The sequence below is a fragment of the Olleya marilimosa CAM030 genome (assembly GCF_000518485.1).
Lineage (GTDB): Bacteria > Bacteroidota > Bacteroidia > Flavobacteriales > Flavobacteriaceae > Olleya > Olleya marilimosa.
In genome coordinates this window covers 38,497-55,899 of record NZ_KI912443.1, presented here as the reverse complement: position 1 = coordinate 55,899, position 17,403 = coordinate 38,497, and the positions used below count along the sequence as shown (strand labels likewise).

Here is a 17,403-nt window from a genome sequence, read left to right as displayed (position 1 = left end):
ATTACATTTTTTTTCTAAATGGCTATCAAATTGCGTATTTTTACACCTTCAAAAGATAACAAAGATGTCAAAAAGATATACAATTACTGCAGCACTACCTTACACTAATGGACCAATACACATTGGACATTTAGCAGGTGTTTATGTGCCTGCAGATATTTACGCTAGATATAAAAGATTAACTGGTAACGATGTAGCCTTTATTTGTGGTAGTGATGAGCATGGCGTGCCAATTACTATTAAAGCAAAAAAAGAAGGGGTTTCACCTCAAGAAATTGTAGATAGATATCATAAAATTATAAAAGATTCTTTTGAAGACTTTGGAATTACATTTGATAATTACTCACGTACTTCAGCAAAAATACATCATGATACTGCTTCAGAGTTTTTTAAGACTTTGTATGACAAAAATGAATTTGTTGAAGAAGTGTCAGAACAATTATACGACGCAGAAGCTAACCAATTTTTAGCAGATCGTTTTGTAATAGGTACGTGTCCAAAATGTGGTAATGAGGAAAGTTATGGTGACCAATGCGAAAAATGCGGAACGTCACACAATGCTATGGATTTAATTAATCCTAAATCTGCAATTACTGGCAATGTCCCAACTTTAAAAGAAACAAAACATTGGTTTTTACCTTTAAATAAGCATGAAGCGTTTTTACGCGAATGGATCCTAGAAGGTCACAAAAAAGACTGGAAACCTAACGTTTATGGTCAAGTTAAATCTTGGATTGACGATGGGTTAAGACCACGTGCTGTAACTAGAGATTTAGATTGGGGAATTCCTGTTCCGGTTCCTGGAGGAGAAGGAAAAGTACTTTACGTTTGGTTTGATGCGCCTATTGGTTACATATCATCTACTAAAGAATGGGCTGCAAGAGAAGGTAAAGATTGGGAACCTTACTGGAAGGATAAAGACACAAAACTTGTACACTTTATAGGTAAGGACAATATTGTGTTTCATTGTATAATATTTCCTGCTATGCTTAAAGCAGAAGGTAGCTATATTTTGCCTGATAATGTACCTGCTAATGAGTTTTTAAATCTTGAAGGTAATAAACTATCCACCTCTAAAAATTGGGCTGTTTGGTTACCAGAATATTTACAAGATTTTCCTGACCAACAGGACGTTTTACGTTATGCCTTAACAGCAAATGCTCCAGAAAGCAAAGACAACGATTTTACTTGGAAAGATTTTCAAGCAAGAAACAACAACGAGTTGGTAGCAATCTTCGGAAACTTTATCAATCGCGTAGTTGTTTTAACAAATAAATACTACCAAGGTGTGGTACCTACACCTTCAGATTTTTCTACAATTGACAAAGAAACTTTAGCAACGGTAAAAGCATATCCTGCAGTTATTGAAAGCTCTATAGAACGTTACCGCTTTAGAGAAGCTGGTCAAGAGTTAATGAACTTAGCAAGACTTGGAAACAAATATTTAGCAGACGAAGAACCTTGGAAATTAGTAAAAACAGACGAAGCTAGAACTAAAACAATTATGTATGTAGCTTTACAAATAGCAAGTGCATTAGCTACACTATCAGAACCGTTTTTACCATTTACATCTGCCAAGTTAAAAACAATGCTTAATACAACTACAAATGCTTGGACTGATATTGCTTCTAAAGACGTATTACTTCCTGCTGCACACCAAATAGGTAAAGGTGAGTTGTTGTTTAGTAAAATAGAAGATGATACAATCCAAAAGCAATTAGACAAACTTGAAGCTAGCAAAAAAGCTAATGAAGCAGCTAATAAAGTAGTAGAGCCTCAAAAGGATGAAATTACATTTGATGACTTTACCAAATTAGACATTCGTGTAGGAACGATTTTAGAAGCCCACAAAATGCCTAAAGCCAAAAAGCTTTTAGTTTTAAAAGTGGACACAGGTATTGATGTTCGTACAATTGTATCTGGTATTGCAGAAAGCTTTACTGCAGAAGAAGTGATTGGTAAAAAAGTCACTGTTTTAGTCAATTTAGCACCTAGAGCATTACGTGGTGTGGAAAGTCAAGGCATGATTTTAATGACTGAAAATGCAGCAGGTAAATTAGTATTTGTTAATCCCGATGATGCTAATGTTAGCAACGGATTACACATAAGCTAGTCGTTTACACAACATAATTAAAGTCAATTTTAAAATAACTAAAGTACTGTTTATACTAACTAAGCATTTTATGAAACACGTTTTATTATTATTTACATGTATTTTAAGCACCTTAACTTTTGCTCAAGAAGAATGGGTTGGATTTAATATTGAAGAAGAAACAAAACAATTATACCCTAAGGATGTCATTCCTGTTGTTAATGAAGACAATAACCAAATCGTCATGTTTTTTACAAACAGAAAAGTGGTATTTGGTAAACTGTATGATCAAGACAAAAAATTAATAGGTAGTATAAACAATGTAATTATTCCTAAAAAGGGTAAGGTTTTAATTGGTGCCATATATAACCAAGAGACTTATACGTTATTTTTTAGTAATAATAACAAATCTCACTTTAGTTCTGTTTCACTTAATTTTAAAACTGGAAATTTTAATATCACTGAGGATTTAAATATTGAATTTAAAAAAGAAAAATTAGTCGAATTTTTAGTCCTAAAAAATAAGCTTCATATTTTATCTGTTAGTAAGAAAGAAGATGTTTTAATTTCTAGAACATTAACTAATAAAGGTCTTATCAAGACTACTAACTATGACTTATCATCGCAAGCAATAGTTAACAACATAGACAGAGATTACCCTTTATATCCTTTGTTATTTGGCAACCCTAACTACGCAACTATAGAGGTTATTAATAGTGAAGTACCTAATAGTTTAGAACAAACTAATGCGTTTACAAAATTATATGTAGACAATAATAAACTTACAATTACCAATAATCTTTTTAACAAGTATACTTACATTATTAGTTTAGATTTAGATGGTGACTCTTATACCTTTAATAGCATTATCAATACAGGTTATACTGATAATCATTATGGAGCAAATTCAAATTCATTTATTCATAAAGATAAACTCCTAACCATTTATTCAACATTAGACAACTTAAGTTTTAGTGCCTATAATTTAGATGATTTTGAACTAATAAAAACGTTTAATATTAACGATAAAGAAGAAATCACGTTTAAAAACACACCAATAATTCAAGAAGGTGGTGCATTTGATAACTACAGAGAACTGGAAAAGACCTCTAAATTTTTAAGAAAAATAACACAGTCTAAAATAGGTATTACTGCTTATTCAAAAAATGAGGACTTAATTATAACATTAGGAGCTAGTGTAGAAATAGACAGAGGTGGTTTGGCTATGGTAAATTTTGGTGTGTTTGGTGTGGTTGCTTATGGATTATTAATAGACAACTTTAATAGCTATACACGAACCAAATCTACTAGAATAAGCTGTTTATTTGACAACGATTTAAATCATAAAACAGGTGAGATTCCGTTAAATCAATTTGACCAAATCAAAACCTTTCAAGACGCTAATACAAATTATAACAACGCACACTTACAAACGTTATTTAGGTACCAATCTAGTTACTTATTAGGAAACTATAATAAAAAAACTGGAGAATACACGCTTACAACTTTTGATAATTAATACGTCTACACGCAAACATACATTATTCCTACCTTATTAATTATTATTTTAAAAATGGTAATTATATAACCCAAGATAATAATCTTGTAATACAACATTAGCATTAGTGTTGCACCTTTGTATAAAATAAATTAAACAATCATGAAGCAAATAATAACCGTTTTGTTTTTAAGTCTACTATTTAGTTGTGGATCTTCAAAAACAGTGAGACAATCAGAAAAAACCATTAAAGGACAATGGGTTTTAAACACCATTAATTACAATCAACCAGGAACATATAATGTATCTTTATTAAACGATGCATCAAAAGAATGTTTTGAGCAAAGTACTTGGCAATTTATACCAAACAATAACACAGGTATTTATACTATAAACACTCCAAACTGTAATACTGGAGAAAGAAACTTTAATTTTACTATTCAAGAAATAGACGAAACTACAGGATTATACAACTTCCTTTTAAAGCCAACAGACGCTAAAGGAAATAGTGAAACCAATCAAGGGTTTAGATTAAAGTTAGCCCAATTATCAGACACTAATATGAGATGGGAACAAACCCTTACTGTGGACGGTAAACCATTTACAATTAACATGAACTTTTCTAAATTATAAAAAACTATGAAATCTATATTTAAAAAAATAACTATCAGTGCATTAACAGTTGCTATGGCTTTTAGCTTTACCAATTGTAGTAGTGTAAAAAATGCAAATAACAAACAAAAAGGTGGTGTCATTGGTGCTACTGGAGGAGCCATTTTAGGTGCCATAATTGGTAACAATGTTGGTAAAGGTGGTAACGGAGAATTAGGTGCTGTTATTGGTGGTGTTGTTGGTGGAGGAGCCGGAATACTAATTGGTAACAAAATGGATAAACAAGCACAAAAAATTGAGGAAGAAATTCCAGGAGCAACAGTGGAGCGTGTAGACGAAGGTATTGTTGTAACATTTGACGAAAATAGTGGTGTGTATTTTGACACAGCAAAATATAATGTAAATGGTGCCTCTCAAGAAACACTTAATAAACTTGTAGCAGTATTTAAAGAGTATCCTGATACTAACATCTTAGTTGTTGGTCATACAGACAGTGTTGGTAGTGAAGAAAACAACATGACACTATCCAAAAACAGAGCCTATGCTGTAACCAACTACCTTACAAATCAAGGATTAAGCAGCAGCAGATTTACAACTAATTGGTTTGGAGAAACACAACCAACCAACGATAATAGCACTGCAGAAGGTAGAGCAAAAAACAGACGTGTAAACGTAGCCATTTTACCAAACGAAAAAATGATTAATGATGCTAAAATGCAATCTGGAGAAAACTAGAATTCTTTAGGATTTTACTCGGAAAATTAATCAGAGTTAAATATATTACAAGACCTTATTTACAAAAAAAATAAGGTCTTTTTTTATGCTTTTAAACTATATAATTTCCAAAACAAAACTTCCTGAAACATCGGTAAAAAACACCATTGATTTATTAAATCAAGACGCAACTATTCCGTTTATTTCCAGATATAGAAAAGAAGCAACAGGTAATTTGGATGAAGTTCAAATTGGAGATATCGTTAAATTTAAAGATGAATTTGAAGCTTTAGATAAACGTAAAACAGCAATCTTAAAAGCTCTTGAAGAACAAGACGCATTAACAGAAGAATTAAAAGCTAAAGTCATTGCTTGTTTAGACCTTACAACGCTTGAAGATTTATACTTACCGTTTAAAAAAAGCAGAAAAACTAAGGCTGAAACTGCAAGAAAAAACGGATTAGAAGCTCTAGCGAAAATTATCATGTCTCAAAATGCAAACGATGTGGAGTCTATCGCATTTAAATACGTAAAAGGCGAGGTTAAAACAGTAGACGACGCTTTGGAAGGTGCAAGACATATTATTGCTGAGTGGATAAACGAGCGTACAGATATTCGTAATAATTTACGTAACCAATTGGATCGTCATGCTATGATTTCCACGAAAGTGGTAAAATCCAAAAAAGAGGACGAAAATGCTCAAAAATTTAGAGACTACTTTGAGTGGGAAGAAGCCTTAAGTCGTATCCCATCACACAGATTATTAGCCATTTTAAGAGCTGAAAAAGAAGGGTTTATTCGTGTTAAAATTGAAATAGATAAAATAAAGGCGTTAGAAAATATTGATAGACGTATTATTAAAAGTGAAAACGCCTGCGCAGATCAAATTGAGCTAGCCATTAACGACGCTTACAAGCGTCTATTATTTCCATCTCTAAGCAATGAAGCGTTACAAAAAGCGAAAGAGAAGGCAGATGAATCTGCTATTTCGGTATTTGCAAAAAACTTAAAACAACTATTATTGGGTTCGCCTTTAGGCGAAAAACGAGTATTAGCAATTGATCCTGGATTTAGATCAGGTTGTAAAGTGGTTTGTTTAGATGCACAAGGCACGTTATTACACAACGAAAACATTTATCCGCATCCACCAAAAAGTGATAGTATTGGAGCCATTAAAAAACTATCCACTTTAACTGAAGCATATAAAATAGAAGCAATTGCGATTGGTAACGGAACAGCCTCTAGAGAAACGGAAGCGTTGGTTAAAAAAATTAAATTTAAAAACGACATTCAAGTCTTTGTGGTTAGCGAAGCTGGAGCAAGTATTTACTCGGCTTCAAAAATTGCAAGAGACGAGTTTCCTAATTATGATGTCACTGTTAGAGGAAGTGTCTCTATTGGACGACGCCTGCAAGACCCTTTAGCCGAACTAGTAAAAATTGATGCTAAATCTATTGGTGTTGGACAATATCAACATGATGTGGACCAAAGTAAACTGCAGAAAGAACTAGATGTTGTAGTAGAAAACTGCGTAAATAGTGTTGGTGTAAATATCAATACTGCAAGTACGTCTTTACTAAGCTATGTGTCCGGAATTGGCCCAAAGCTAGCAGAAAACATTTTTAATTATAGGAATGAACATGGTGTTTTTACGAGCCGAAATGATATAAAAAAAGTACCACGTTTAGGCGGAAAAGCGTTTGAACAAGGTGCTGCTTTTTTAAGAATTAGAGAGGCTAAAAACCCATTAGATGACTCGGCAGTACATCCTGAAAGTTATAATATTGTCGAAAAAATGGCCAAAGATTTAAAGGTCACTTTAAATGATTTAATTGGTAATCAAGAGTTGCTTAAAAAAATAGATTTAAAAAAATATTGTACTGACACTGTTGGTTTACTAACCTTAGAAGATATTATCAAAGAACTTGAAAAACCAGGATTAGATATTAGAGAAGAAGCTAAAGTGTTTACTTTTAATCAAAACATTAAGACAATAAACGACTTGGTTGCTGGTCAATTACTACCAGGAATAGTGAATAATATTACTAATTTTGGTTGTTTTGTTGACATCGGAATTAAAGAAAGTGGTTTAATACATGTCTCTAACTTATCGGATAGTTTTGTAAAAGATGTCAATGAGCATGTCCATTTACACCAACAAATTATTGTTAAGGTTTTAGAGGTAGATGTTCCGCGAAAGCGCATACAATTAAAACTACACAAATAAAAAAAGCATCAATCTTATATTTGATTGATGCTTTTAACAACACTAATTTAATAGGTTAAGAAGCCATTTTAGCTTTTACTGTAAACTTTAAGTTATTGTCAATAATGTCTTTCCAGTTTTCTATTCGACGTGCTTCATAATCTTCTGTAAAGGCTTCATCTGTATCAAAAAAGTTTAAAATTACAGCTTCTTTATTAGGTGCATAAAACCAGATTTTTAAATCTAAATGCTTTAATCTTGTTACTTTATCTACGTCTTTTTTATAATCACAAATGACTTCGCATGATTTGATTTCAGACAGCTCAAAATTATACACTTGGTTTTCATCTTCCTTAAATGCAATGTAGGATAGCACTTTTTTATCTTCGGTTAAACCTATAAATTTATTGTTCCAGACCTCTTTTAAATTGTATTTAAACCCGTTGGATTTTAATAGATTTTCTGCTTTATGCTTTGTTTTTGTAGTATTATTTAAACCTTTAAAGATGAATATAAAAAAAGGCACGAATACACTTAATGTTACTAGTATAGCTAGTAGTGTGAATGAAATTTTCATTGTTTTAATATTTTGATTTAATGTATAATAAATCAACACTAAATCTTTACATAAAAGACTAGCGTTGCAATAGTTAATAAAAACGAATTGCGTTTATGTAAACCAATGAAAAGGGTAAATAATTTGTGTTTTAGACAGTCCGACATCAATAGACTTGCTAGTTTTTTGATACACCAAGAAATTTTCTTGTTGTTCCTTACTAACTGCATTTACAACAGCAAGTTGCTTAAAAAATGTAAGGTTGTCTTCTGGCTGTACGTTAACTGTAAGATCAATTTGAGAATCAACAATTATACCTTGAGAGTGTAAGGCTGCACTGGCTTGAACTGAATGTTGTGGAAAAGTATTTTGCACGACAGCAGCGACCTTAACCTCAGAAGTGAAGCAGGTAGACAACCCAATTAAAAGAGAAATAACTAAAAAGTTAAGTCTTGCCATGTTATACTTTAATTTGAAGTACAAAGGTATATGATAAGTTGTTAAGAAGATACTAAATTATAAAACTTCGATAATTTTTTTTTGAAAAGAGTTAGTCTTAAATTTAAAACTTGAACCGTTAATCTACCTATGCTAAAAATAGCTTATCATCCTATTTATTGTCATCCATTGCCTGAAGGACATCGTTTTCCTATGTTAAAATACGAGTTGCTTCCTGAACAATTAATCCATGAAGGCACTTGTACTTTGGATAATTTTTTTGAGCCTAATAGAATGCTAAACGAAGCACCAATATTAGCAGTACATGATCCCGAGTATTTTTACGATTTGCTTAATATTACATTGGATCAGCGTGCTGCGCGTAAAATTGGGTTTCCGTTAAGTGAGGTTTTAATTGAACGTGAAATTGTGATTGCAGATGGTACCATAAAAGCAAGTAAATATGCAATAAAAAATGGCATTGCTATGAATATTGCTGGCGGAACACATCATGCATATACCAATCGTGGCGAAGCCTTTTGCATGTTAAATGACCAAGCCATTGGCGCCAGATTTCTTCAAAAAGAAGGATTAGCTAAACGTATTTTAATTGTAGATCTAGACGTGCATCAAGGTAACGGAACTGCCCAAATATTTAAGAATGACCCATCAGTGTTTACTTTTTCCATGCACGGAAAACATAATTATCCATTTAAAAAAGAACAAAGTGATTTGGATATTGCTTTAGAAAATAATGTTGGAGACACGGAATATCTTTCTATTTTACAGGACACATTACCCAAACTAATTAAAAATTTCCAACCCGATTTTATATATTATTTATGTGGTGTAGACGTTATTGCTACAGACAAACTAGGCAAATTAGGACTAACCGTGACAGGTTGTAAAGCACGTGATCAATTTGTTTTAGAAACCTGTAAAGCTAACAACCTGCCTGTTATGTGCAGTATGGGAGGAGGTTACAGTCCTGACATAAAAACAATAGTAGATGCACATGCCAATACATTTAGATTGGCTCAAGAAATTTATTTTTAGGCTTTAAGCTGATCTAAAAATTCCTGTCTGCGATTACGAGAGACAGGAATTTTTGCATTTCCTGTCAAGATTACATAACCTTCATTCAGGTATTTTTCTATATAACTTAAGTTTATTAAATGTGATTTATGTACTAAGTAAAAGTCGCTATGCTCTAATAATTTATTAAAATGCCCAATACTATTGGAGCTTAATAATGGCTTACCATCTTTTAAATGAATTTTAGTATAACCCGCTTCGCCTTCGCAATGCACTATATTTTCAATTTTAACAAACTCTAAGCCTTCCACAGACGGAATTATAATTTTCTTTTTTTGAAACGTTTGTACACCTAAGTTTTCAATTAACTGTTTGTTTTTTTTAAGCGCAGATTTATCACCAATATTGTTTTCGGCATTAGCCACAGCTTCTACCAGATCTTTATTATCAACAGGTTTAACCAAGTAACCAATAGCGCAATGCTTTATGGCTTCAATAGCATAATTATCAAAAGCTGTTGCAAAAATGATTTCAAAATCAGGATTTTCAAATTGCTTTAATACATCAAACCCACTTAATTCTGGCATTGCAATATCTAAAAACACCAAGTCTGGTTTTAAGCTTTTAATTAATTCAATCCCTTCTTTTGGACTTTGCGTTTCTGCAATAATTTGGACATTAGGACATAAACGTTGTAGCTTATTTTTTAGAATAGCTAATGCTTTACGCTCATCGTCTATTAATATGGTTTTAATGGTCATAATCGTCTTCATTTAAGCCTTCCTTAAAAATCAAGGTAACTTTGGTTCCTGTTTTGTTGGATGTATCTGCAAGATCCTGAATTGTAAACGCGACATCCCAATGCTTACTATCCCTTAATAAAGTCAAACGTTCTTCTAATACAAAACTAGAATGTTCTGTATGCGTTTGTTTCTTTTTGGCATTCATAAGTTTAGACTTATTAATACCTATTCCGTCATCTGTAATTTCAACTTTAAAACTAAAATCATTGATGCTTACAAAGTCAATACTAACTTCTCCTTTTCCTTTTTTATGAAAGATACCATGGTTAATGGCGTTTTCTACAATAGGTTGTAAAATCATTGGAGGCAAAAATAAATCTTGTGTATCCAATGCTTTATCTATATTTAACTGAAAGTCTAAATCGTCTTCAAATCGAAGCTTTTCAATTTCTAAATAATTTTTTAATAGTGATATTTCGTGTTCAACCGAAATACGTTCTTTTCGAGAATACTCAAAAAATTGTCGCATTAATTTTGAAAATTTAGAGAGGTAATCTTCACTTTTTTCGACTTGATTTAACTGAATATAATATTGAATGGCGTTAAGCGAATTGTGCACAAAATGTGGATTCATTTGTGCTCTAAGCGCATTAAGTTCCAGCTCGTGTTGTCGTTTTTGGTTGTTTAGTTTAGTTTCTAATTGCTCTTGGATGAGTTTGTTTTTACGGTTATTGAAGGTCATAAACAGAAATATTAGTGATAAAACCACTAATAAAGCAACTGAAAATAATGCTATGAAAATTAATTCTTTTTCAGACATAAAAAGCTTTTTATTATAAATCCAAACATTAAACTGATGTTAATCGTGATAGGAATACGATAGTAAATACCTGACAATCCAAAATATTTTTGCAACAATACTAATGGTAAATAGCCAATATAAAACACTAAACACCCTGTAACAATCCAAAATTTTTGATCGGTTTTAAAATTGACGACTTCATTTTTGGTTAATAAATCAGAAAAAAATACTGTACTACAAATTAGTATTGCAATTGCTAAAACGACTAAGGGGATTTTCCATAAAACACCAAACTCTTGAAAAAACAGACAATAACTAATTGATACAATAAAGACAGAAATAAAGACAATGACCAGTCTTTTTGTTTGTAAAATGGATTTAAACCAAATAAGTAAAAACAATCCTGATATTATAGTATAAGTATTATATACATAGGCTCTTTTAACACCATATAAAATAGGTAATAAGTAGCCAAAACACTCAATAACCAACACAAAACCTAAAAAGTATATAAAATTACGTTGTGTGGTATTTTTATACTTTGGCCACATTACTATTGCAAATACAAAAGCTGCAATTTGTGGTAACCACATTAGTAATCTTAATATAATATCTTGGCTAAGCATAATTTTAGATTATCCTTTAGTTTTATACTCTACACTATCAGGATCTCCTGCACTACCATAGTTAAGTGGATTTAACTGATTAATGTTTTGATGTGGTGCTTCTGTATTTCTTGTAACTTCTTTAACCGTTGGAATAAAAAATAAGGTGGAGCGCATGACGCTATCCTTGTCTTTTTCAAATTTTACATTTTTGGCTCCAAAATAAACTCTTAAACTAATTTCGTCTTTTGCATATTGTTTATCAGTATAAGCTTTGACATATTTAATGTAGTTTTCTAATTCTTCAAGACTAAAACGAATCGCTCTAGAGTCTTTAATATAATCACTATCCTGCATGTCGACGCCTTCAATGGTATCAATAAATGGTTTGTTTAATTTTTCGTTTATAAATTTATATTGGTGTTCAAGATAGTTTTTCTCATACATTTCTGCTTTTTTTAATGAGATTAATCCTGTGGGTTCTTGATAGGATTTATCGTTTTTTTGGCACTCTTGAAAGAGTAAAAATCCTAGTACTAAACAAATGATTAGTAATGACTTTGTAGTTAAATTTTTCATTGGTTGTTGGTTTAAATTAATAGCTAGATTACTAAGTTAGCATTTTACTTTTTAACACCTTTTATTACTATAGGCTTTCTTTTAAAAAACAGCTTGTCCAACCGTCTTTATTTGACTTACTAAAACCAATAGCTTCTGTAAACATGTATTGTCTTGGTTTTAAGCTAGTTGAATTATCAAACAGTTTATCATAAAATGGTGTTTTTACCTTTTTAAAAGTTGCCATCACCTCTGCTCTAACCTGGTTTTTTAATGTAATTGATGTTATTTCTTGTACTTGCCTAGAGACCAATCTGACATAAGCAATATTGTTATTTTGCTTAGTAATATGTTGTTTGTATTGTGGATTAATGGTGATGTTATAAAGCGTATTTGTTCTGACATGATTAGACATGTGTTGCGTACTAGAAGACAAAGAATCTAAAGTTAGCACTCCTTTTTTAGCTAGTTTTTTAATATAACCTAATTCGGTTAGGCTTGTTCCAGAATCCTGATATGTCATATTGCCAACATAAATACCCTTTATAAATTCCACTGGATTTTCAGCATCGCAAGCTTTAATGTTTTGTAAAGCTAATGCTTTAGTTAAACCATTATTATCATCTGTACATGATGATAAAATAATTGACATTATTAGTAGTGTAAATAGATTTTTCATTGTTTAAAATTTAATAAAACTCAAGACTATTTGTATTAACAGTCTTGAGTTTGTTAGACTAATATTGAAATTATGTAATGATTATTCTTCGTTTCCGTCGCAAATATTTTCGATAAGTGTGATAATATTTTCTGCTATATTATTAAAGTTAGGGACAATCATTTTATCTCCTAAAATATTATTATTAATAAGCTCTAGCTCATAATTAGACGATGCTAATGTAGATACTAAAACTAACTGAACATTATCCAAATTAGCTTGAGTGGCCAATCCATTTAAAAAGGCATCATCAATAGCAGTATTAATGTCATCATCTCCACCAGCTGGTGCATCAGTGATTATAAATACTAGCTTAGTAATTCCAGACCTCCAAGATCCTGAGAAATTATTATTTAAAATTTGATCTAACAACAATGCTCCAGGTTCAGCAAAACCATTACCAGAACCTAAGGACATATTAGCACTGTTTAGATTAGCTAATTGTGTACTAAAACTAAGTTGATTAGCAGTTGCAAAAGGCTCCATCATGGTTAAGTACTGCTCAGTAGTCGTACCAGAAGTAATGACTTGTTTTTGCGCTGCTGGCAAATTAGTATATCCAACCTGTGTGTTGTAGCTTGGCATAGTACCTGCGGTAACCTCGTCAAAGACTGATAACGACAATCGGTAATCACCACCAGACTCTGTCACAATACTAGTTGCAATAGAGGAAATTGAACTTTTAATACCTTCAATAGCTTCTCCCATACTTCCTGTATAATCTATTAAAAAAGCAACGTCCATACCTGAGTCACAAGAAAAAGGAAAAGTATCTGTTGGTGTAGTGTAATCGCAAGCTTCGTCATCGCTACATGCAGAAGCAAATACTGCTAAAACAGCCACTATTACTATTTTTATTGATTTGAAAAATCTAGATTCTAAATCGTTATTTTTCATTTTATAAATTGTTTTCATGATTATAATTTTTAATAAATCAAGGCAGCTTTTTTTAATATATACTGCCTTAATTTGACATTGATTTATAGCTATTTATTTAGTTGATACACACGACTTTAAATTCTGTTCTACGATTAATTGTGTGTTCGTTTTCTGAGCATTGTACTCCATCTGCACAACGATTTAATAACTCTGACTCTCCTGCTCCACGAGCTATTAAACGGTCTCTAGAAATTCCTTTTGTCATTAAATAATCTACTGTAGATTGTGCTCTTTTTTGAGATAACTCTTGGTTGTATTGATTACTACCTCTAGAGTCTGTGTGCGATGACATTTCCACTTTAATAGTTGGATTATCTTGCATTAATTTGACAACATAATCTAAGTCTGGTCTTGCTGCTGGAAGAATATCCCATTTATCTAAATTAAAAATGATATTATCCAACTTAATAGCTTGACCACAAGGGTTAACGCACATTTCAAAATCAATAAATAACGATTTATTACGATCAACATCTGATGTAGACACTTCTACTTCATTAGAAAAATACCCATCTTTATTTCCGTTTAACGCATAAGTAGACGCTTGTTTTAAATGAAAAATAAATCCACCATCTAAGTCTGACAACGTATTTTTTTGTCCAGCTTTAATTTTATCTTTAAGAAGTATGTCAACACCTTGGATACCTTTGTCTGTATTACACTCTACAACATTTCCTTTTAAGATGAAGTTTAAATCACCATATCTAATAACCTTTTGAATACTGTTACCTTCTTTTTTACACGCTTTAAAATCATCTTTAGTAATACTTGTTTCTTCCAAATTAACACCATATAATTTTCCTTTTACTATTAAATCTGCTTCAGCAACATCATTAAATACTACAACTCCATAAGCGTTAGTCATACCAGACTGTACAATATTTCCGTTTAGGTCTGTTAACACTACGTCTGTAAAAGGTAATGTTTCGTCTGTGTATTTATCTCTAGCTGTAATGGTTACACCACAACCACAGGTTGCACAACATCTTGGCATGTGGTCTTCTCCACATACTTCGCATACAGATGCTTTTTCTTTTTTATTAAATTTAAAAGTTACACCTGCAAATAGTCCTACTGAAGATATATCACAATCGCAAGGTTCCTCTCTTAACACTGGACCACTTTGATCTAGACTATTAAAATTTACGTCTACATCGTTAACCGTATTAAAAGGATGGTATCCTGCAGCTATATTTAATGTTGGATCCAATTGCTCTGTAGCGCTAAAATGTTTTAAATAATAAGCACCTACATTAATACCAAAATTATCGTTTAGGTAATACGTAAAACGTAATTGTCCTTTAAGACTAAATACACTAGATAAGTCATAACCAGAATGAAAGTTTAATAGTGTTGAAGCAGGATCGTCTGTTAACAATGTTCTTCCTCCTTTTATTGACGCTAACCCAACTCTTGTATTCAGCTCTGCAGAGAAACGTCTAGACTGACTACGATACTGAAAGTTTGGACCTATACCGAAGAAGACTCTAGAAATATCGTCTTCTGACAAGATAAAATTATTAATTTGACCTCCTCCTGGATAAAACAAATTGTCTGTTGGATAGGTGCTTTCTGGTTGGTTTTTGATATAATCAAAATCAAACCCTAGACCAAACCAATTCCAGTAATAATCTAAAGATAAACCTAAATCCAATCCACCATTATAATCAATATAAGGCGTGTTATTATTATAACTTGGAAAGTCATAACCAATTCTTGGTGACAATTGAAAATAGTTGTTGTCATCCTGTTGTCCGTTTGTAGTAAATGCCGAAGCAAATACAAATACGATTAATAAAAATTTTAATAGAGTTTTCATGATTTACATTTTTAAATTTTAGTTATACACGTTTATATAAAGAAGCCTTTAGTTTTGTTACCCTTCTTTATTAAAATTTGCATTAATCAATTTTTTGGGAGTATCGCTATACCACAAATGTCTGTAGTAAAACCCTGTAAATAAGGACTAAATTGGTTACTGGTCGTTTTGGGTCTATTAACGGTAATAATCAAATCATGAGACATAAAAAAAGCCTGCTATTAAATAGCAGGCTTTTTTTATAATATAATTAGGGGTTATATACTTTGTAGTAAGATTATAGCAAGTATAAAACTAACAATAGGCAAACTTAGCAATAAAGTTAGATTATGGCTGCTAGATTTACTTCTGTTAAACTTAGCATTAAGTACCTTTCTAGTTTTACCACTGTACTTTAACCAGTTTTTAATATGTATTGCTATCGCTATAAGCACAAATAAGGTCCATGCTTTTTGACTAGAAATAGTAGAAGCATTCATTTTTGTTAAAAATGTTGCGGTAAAGACACCTAATAAAAAGAATAAAGCGATTTGTAAAGCAGAAATATAAACTAAAGCAATAGTATTAGCCTTTTGTTTATATCGTGTTTTAAATGCTGTAAAAACAGTAAAAAATAATTGATCGAATGTTGTCATAAATTGAATAAAAAAACCTGCTACAATGTAGCAGGTTTTTTTTGATATTAGCTATTGTAAAAATTATTCTGCAGAAACTTTTACGTTATCTACTTCCCATGTTGAAGCAGAAGAGTTTGTTGAAGTATATTTAAATGCAATAAATACATTTCCACCAGCAGCAGCAGATAGATCTAAACTTCCAGAGTCAGTCCATGATGACCAGCTACCTTCGTTAGTATCTAAAGTTGGTGATAAAGCAACCCATGTTCCGTCTGTGTTAGGGTTTCCTCCTGTATAATCTGTAGCATAAAACACTTCTAGGTTATTACCTCCATAACGTTTTACTGTTTGGAAAGATAAAAATGCAGATGGTACTGAAGATAAATCAATTGGTAATGAGATTAACCAATCTTCGTTTTCTTGAGCTCCACCAGAAAAACCATTCATAGTTGCACTATCACTTGGGTTTCCAAAGTTGTTATAATACCATTCTTGTGCTCCTGTAACGCTAAACGTTGTCCATTTATCTAAGTTAGCAGCAGAGAATGAATCTTGAAATAAAGGATCACATCTTACACCATCCATTACTACATCATCTGTAGTATTTAAGTTAATAATTAAGTCGTAACCATCGTAAGTTTTGTTTACTATCCCAGAGATAGAACCTTTTCCATCTGTTGGTAATAATTCATTTTTAAATGCTGCAAATGTACTAGACTCTAAAGTAAAAGTTCCAGAATCAGAACAGCTTTCAATAGATCTTTGAGAATCAAAATCGTCTGTAGGATCTACATAAGGTTTGTTCTCTAAACTAGCAGGAAATTGTACGTTAACTAACTTAACAAACATACCAATGTGCTCTTCTCCTACATCAGATAATTCTAATTCTACAGGCATAAGTGTTTCTGTAGTTGTTGATCTAAATAAGTGGTTAGGTATTTGGTTAGATGTCATTTCTAAAACATCGTTATCAAATGTATCAAATTTACCACCAATTGTTACTACATCATCACCAGTATTAGTTTCACCAATATATAAATCTTTAAGGTAGATATAAACTTCTCTACCTTTATTAAATTGATTGTAAGTATCCGCTTGGTTTAACACGACCTTTAACGTTTGTGTTGGGTCTGTTGGACTGTCTTGGATAAAAAATTCTTTATAAAAGTTACCAGTTTCGTCACTTGAAGACACATAACCTTTAACAGCTATTTCAGATTCAATTTGAGTCGCTTCGTATTGTACAAAGTTAGATTTAACTTGAGTGATTGTTTGTAACTCAACCTCTCCTGATTCAATTTTTGAAAGTAATTTATTTAGGGCAGCATTCTCTTCAGCACCTTGAGATTCTGGAACTGAATAATCGTCATTTTCTACACAAGAAGTTACAGCTACTAAAGCCATAAAACTAAATGCTAATGTTAAAAATTTATTCGTTTTCATAATTGTAA

Annotated in this window: 16 protein-coding genes and 1 pseudogene; 6 read left to right on the top strand and 11 right to left on the bottom strand. The window is 31.7% G+C overall.

Annotation, left to right across the window (positions count from 1 at the left end):
* Window positions 1-19: 19 nt before the first annotated feature.
* From metG to M890_RS0114175, 5 genes and pseudogenes are all read left to right on the top strand, one after another.
* Window positions 20-2,113: pseudogene (gene metG / locus M890_RS0114195) on the top strand (methionine--tRNA ligase); the annotation flags it as partial.
* A gap of 70 nt (window positions 2,114-2,183) precedes the next feature.
* Window positions 2,184-3,611 (top strand): hypothetical protein, encoded by a 1,428-nt coding sequence (locus tag M890_RS0114190; RefSeq protein WP_028284149.1) that lies wholly within the window; start codon window positions 2,184-2,186, stop codon window positions 3,609-3,611.
* 141 nt (window positions 3,612-3,752) lie between these two features.
* On the top strand, window positions 3,753-4,223 hold the full coding sequence (locus M890_RS0114185; protein WP_028284148.1) for a lipocalin family protein: 471 nt from the start codon (window positions 3,753-3,755) through the stop codon (window positions 4,221-4,223).
* 6 nt (window positions 4,224-4,229) lie between these two features.
* Complete coding sequence (locus M890_RS0114180) at window positions 4,230-4,937, top strand: YiaD family glycine zipper/OmpA-like lipoprotein (protein ID WP_028284147.1); 708 nt, start codon at window positions 4,230-4,232, stop codon at window positions 4,935-4,937.
* Window positions 4,938-5,022: 85 nt separating this feature from the next.
* Window positions 5,023-7,143, top strand: coding sequence for a Tex family protein (locus M890_RS0114175; RefSeq protein WP_036597706.1), 2,121 nt, complete (start codon window positions 5,023-5,025; stop codon window positions 7,141-7,143).
* 55 nt (window positions 7,144-7,198) lie between these two features.
* Here M890_RS0114175 and M890_RS0114170 read toward each other — a convergent pair whose 3' ends face one another.
* Complete coding sequence (locus M890_RS0114170) at window positions 7,199-7,699, bottom strand: hypothetical protein (RefSeq protein ID WP_028284145.1); 501 nt, start codon at window positions 7,697-7,699, stop codon at window positions 7,199-7,201.
* A gap of 93 nt (window positions 7,700-7,792) precedes the next feature.
* Window positions 7,793-8,137, bottom strand: a complete 345-nt coding sequence (locus M890_RS0114165) for a hypothetical protein (RefSeq protein ID WP_028284144.1) — start codon at window positions 8,135-8,137, stop codon at window positions 7,793-7,795.
* Between the two features lie 129 nt (window positions 8,138-8,266).
* On the opposite strand from M890_RS0114165, the gene M890_RS0114160 reads away from it, so the two are divergent.
* On the top strand, window positions 8,267-9,172 hold the full coding sequence (locus M890_RS0114160; protein WP_028284143.1) for a histone deacetylase family protein: 906 nt from the start codon (window positions 8,267-8,269) through the stop codon (window positions 9,170-9,172).
* Here M890_RS0114160 and M890_RS0114155 read toward each other — a convergent pair.
* From M890_RS0114155 to M890_RS0114115, 9 genes are all read right to left on the bottom strand, one after another.
* Window positions 9,169-9,924, bottom strand: coding sequence for a LytR/AlgR family response regulator transcription factor (locus tag M890_RS0114155; protein ID WP_232219159.1), 756 nt, complete (start codon window positions 9,922-9,924; stop codon window positions 9,169-9,171). The genes M890_RS0114160 and M890_RS0114155 overlap by 4 nt on opposite strands.
* Window positions 9,902-10,714, bottom strand: coding sequence for a sensor histidine kinase (locus tag M890_RS16275; protein ID WP_051437553.1), 813 nt, complete (start codon window positions 10,712-10,714; stop codon window positions 9,902-9,904). The genes M890_RS0114155 and M890_RS16275 overlap by 23 nt, the downstream gene beginning before the upstream one ends.
* Window positions 10,696-11,322, bottom strand: a complete 627-nt coding sequence (locus tag M890_RS0114145; RefSeq protein WP_157243305.1) for a cyclin family protein — start codon at window positions 11,320-11,322, stop codon at window positions 10,696-10,698. The genes M890_RS16275 and M890_RS0114145 overlap by 19 nt, the downstream gene beginning before the upstream one ends.
* 9 nt (window positions 11,323-11,331) lie before the next feature.
* On the bottom strand, window positions 11,332-11,880 hold the full coding sequence (locus M890_RS16540) for a hypothetical protein (RefSeq protein ID WP_051437552.1): 549 nt from the start codon (window positions 11,878-11,880) through the stop codon (window positions 11,332-11,334).
* Between the two features lie 67 nt (window positions 11,881-11,947).
* Window positions 11,948-12,538, bottom strand: a complete 591-nt coding sequence (locus tag M890_RS0114135; protein ID WP_157243304.1) for a hypothetical protein — start codon at window positions 12,536-12,538, stop codon at window positions 11,948-11,950.
* 81 nt (window positions 12,539-12,619) lie between these two features.
* A complete protein-coding gene (locus M890_RS0114130; RefSeq protein ID WP_028284139.1) occupies window positions 12,620-13,492 on the bottom strand; it encodes a hypothetical protein in 873 nt (290 codons plus the stop codon).
* A 79-nt stretch (window positions 13,493-13,571) separates the two neighbouring features.
* Window positions 13,572-15,335 (bottom strand): OmpA family protein, encoded by a 1,764-nt coding sequence (locus M890_RS17015; RefSeq protein WP_028284138.1) that lies wholly within the window; start codon window positions 15,333-15,335, stop codon window positions 13,572-13,574.
* A gap of 257 nt (window positions 15,336-15,592) precedes the next feature.
* The gene (locus M890_RS0114120) at window positions 15,593-15,970 is read right to left on the bottom strand and encodes a hypothetical protein (protein ID WP_028284137.1); all 378 of its coding nucleotides are present in this window, start codon (window positions 15,968-15,970) and stop codon (window positions 15,593-15,595) included.
* Window positions 15,971-16,033: 63 nt separating this feature from the next.
* Window positions 16,034-17,395, bottom strand: a complete 1,362-nt coding sequence (locus M890_RS0114115) for a DUF5689 domain-containing protein (protein ID WP_028284136.1) — start codon at window positions 17,393-17,395, stop codon at window positions 16,034-16,036.
* Between the last annotated feature and the right edge of the window lie 8 nt (window positions 17,396-17,403).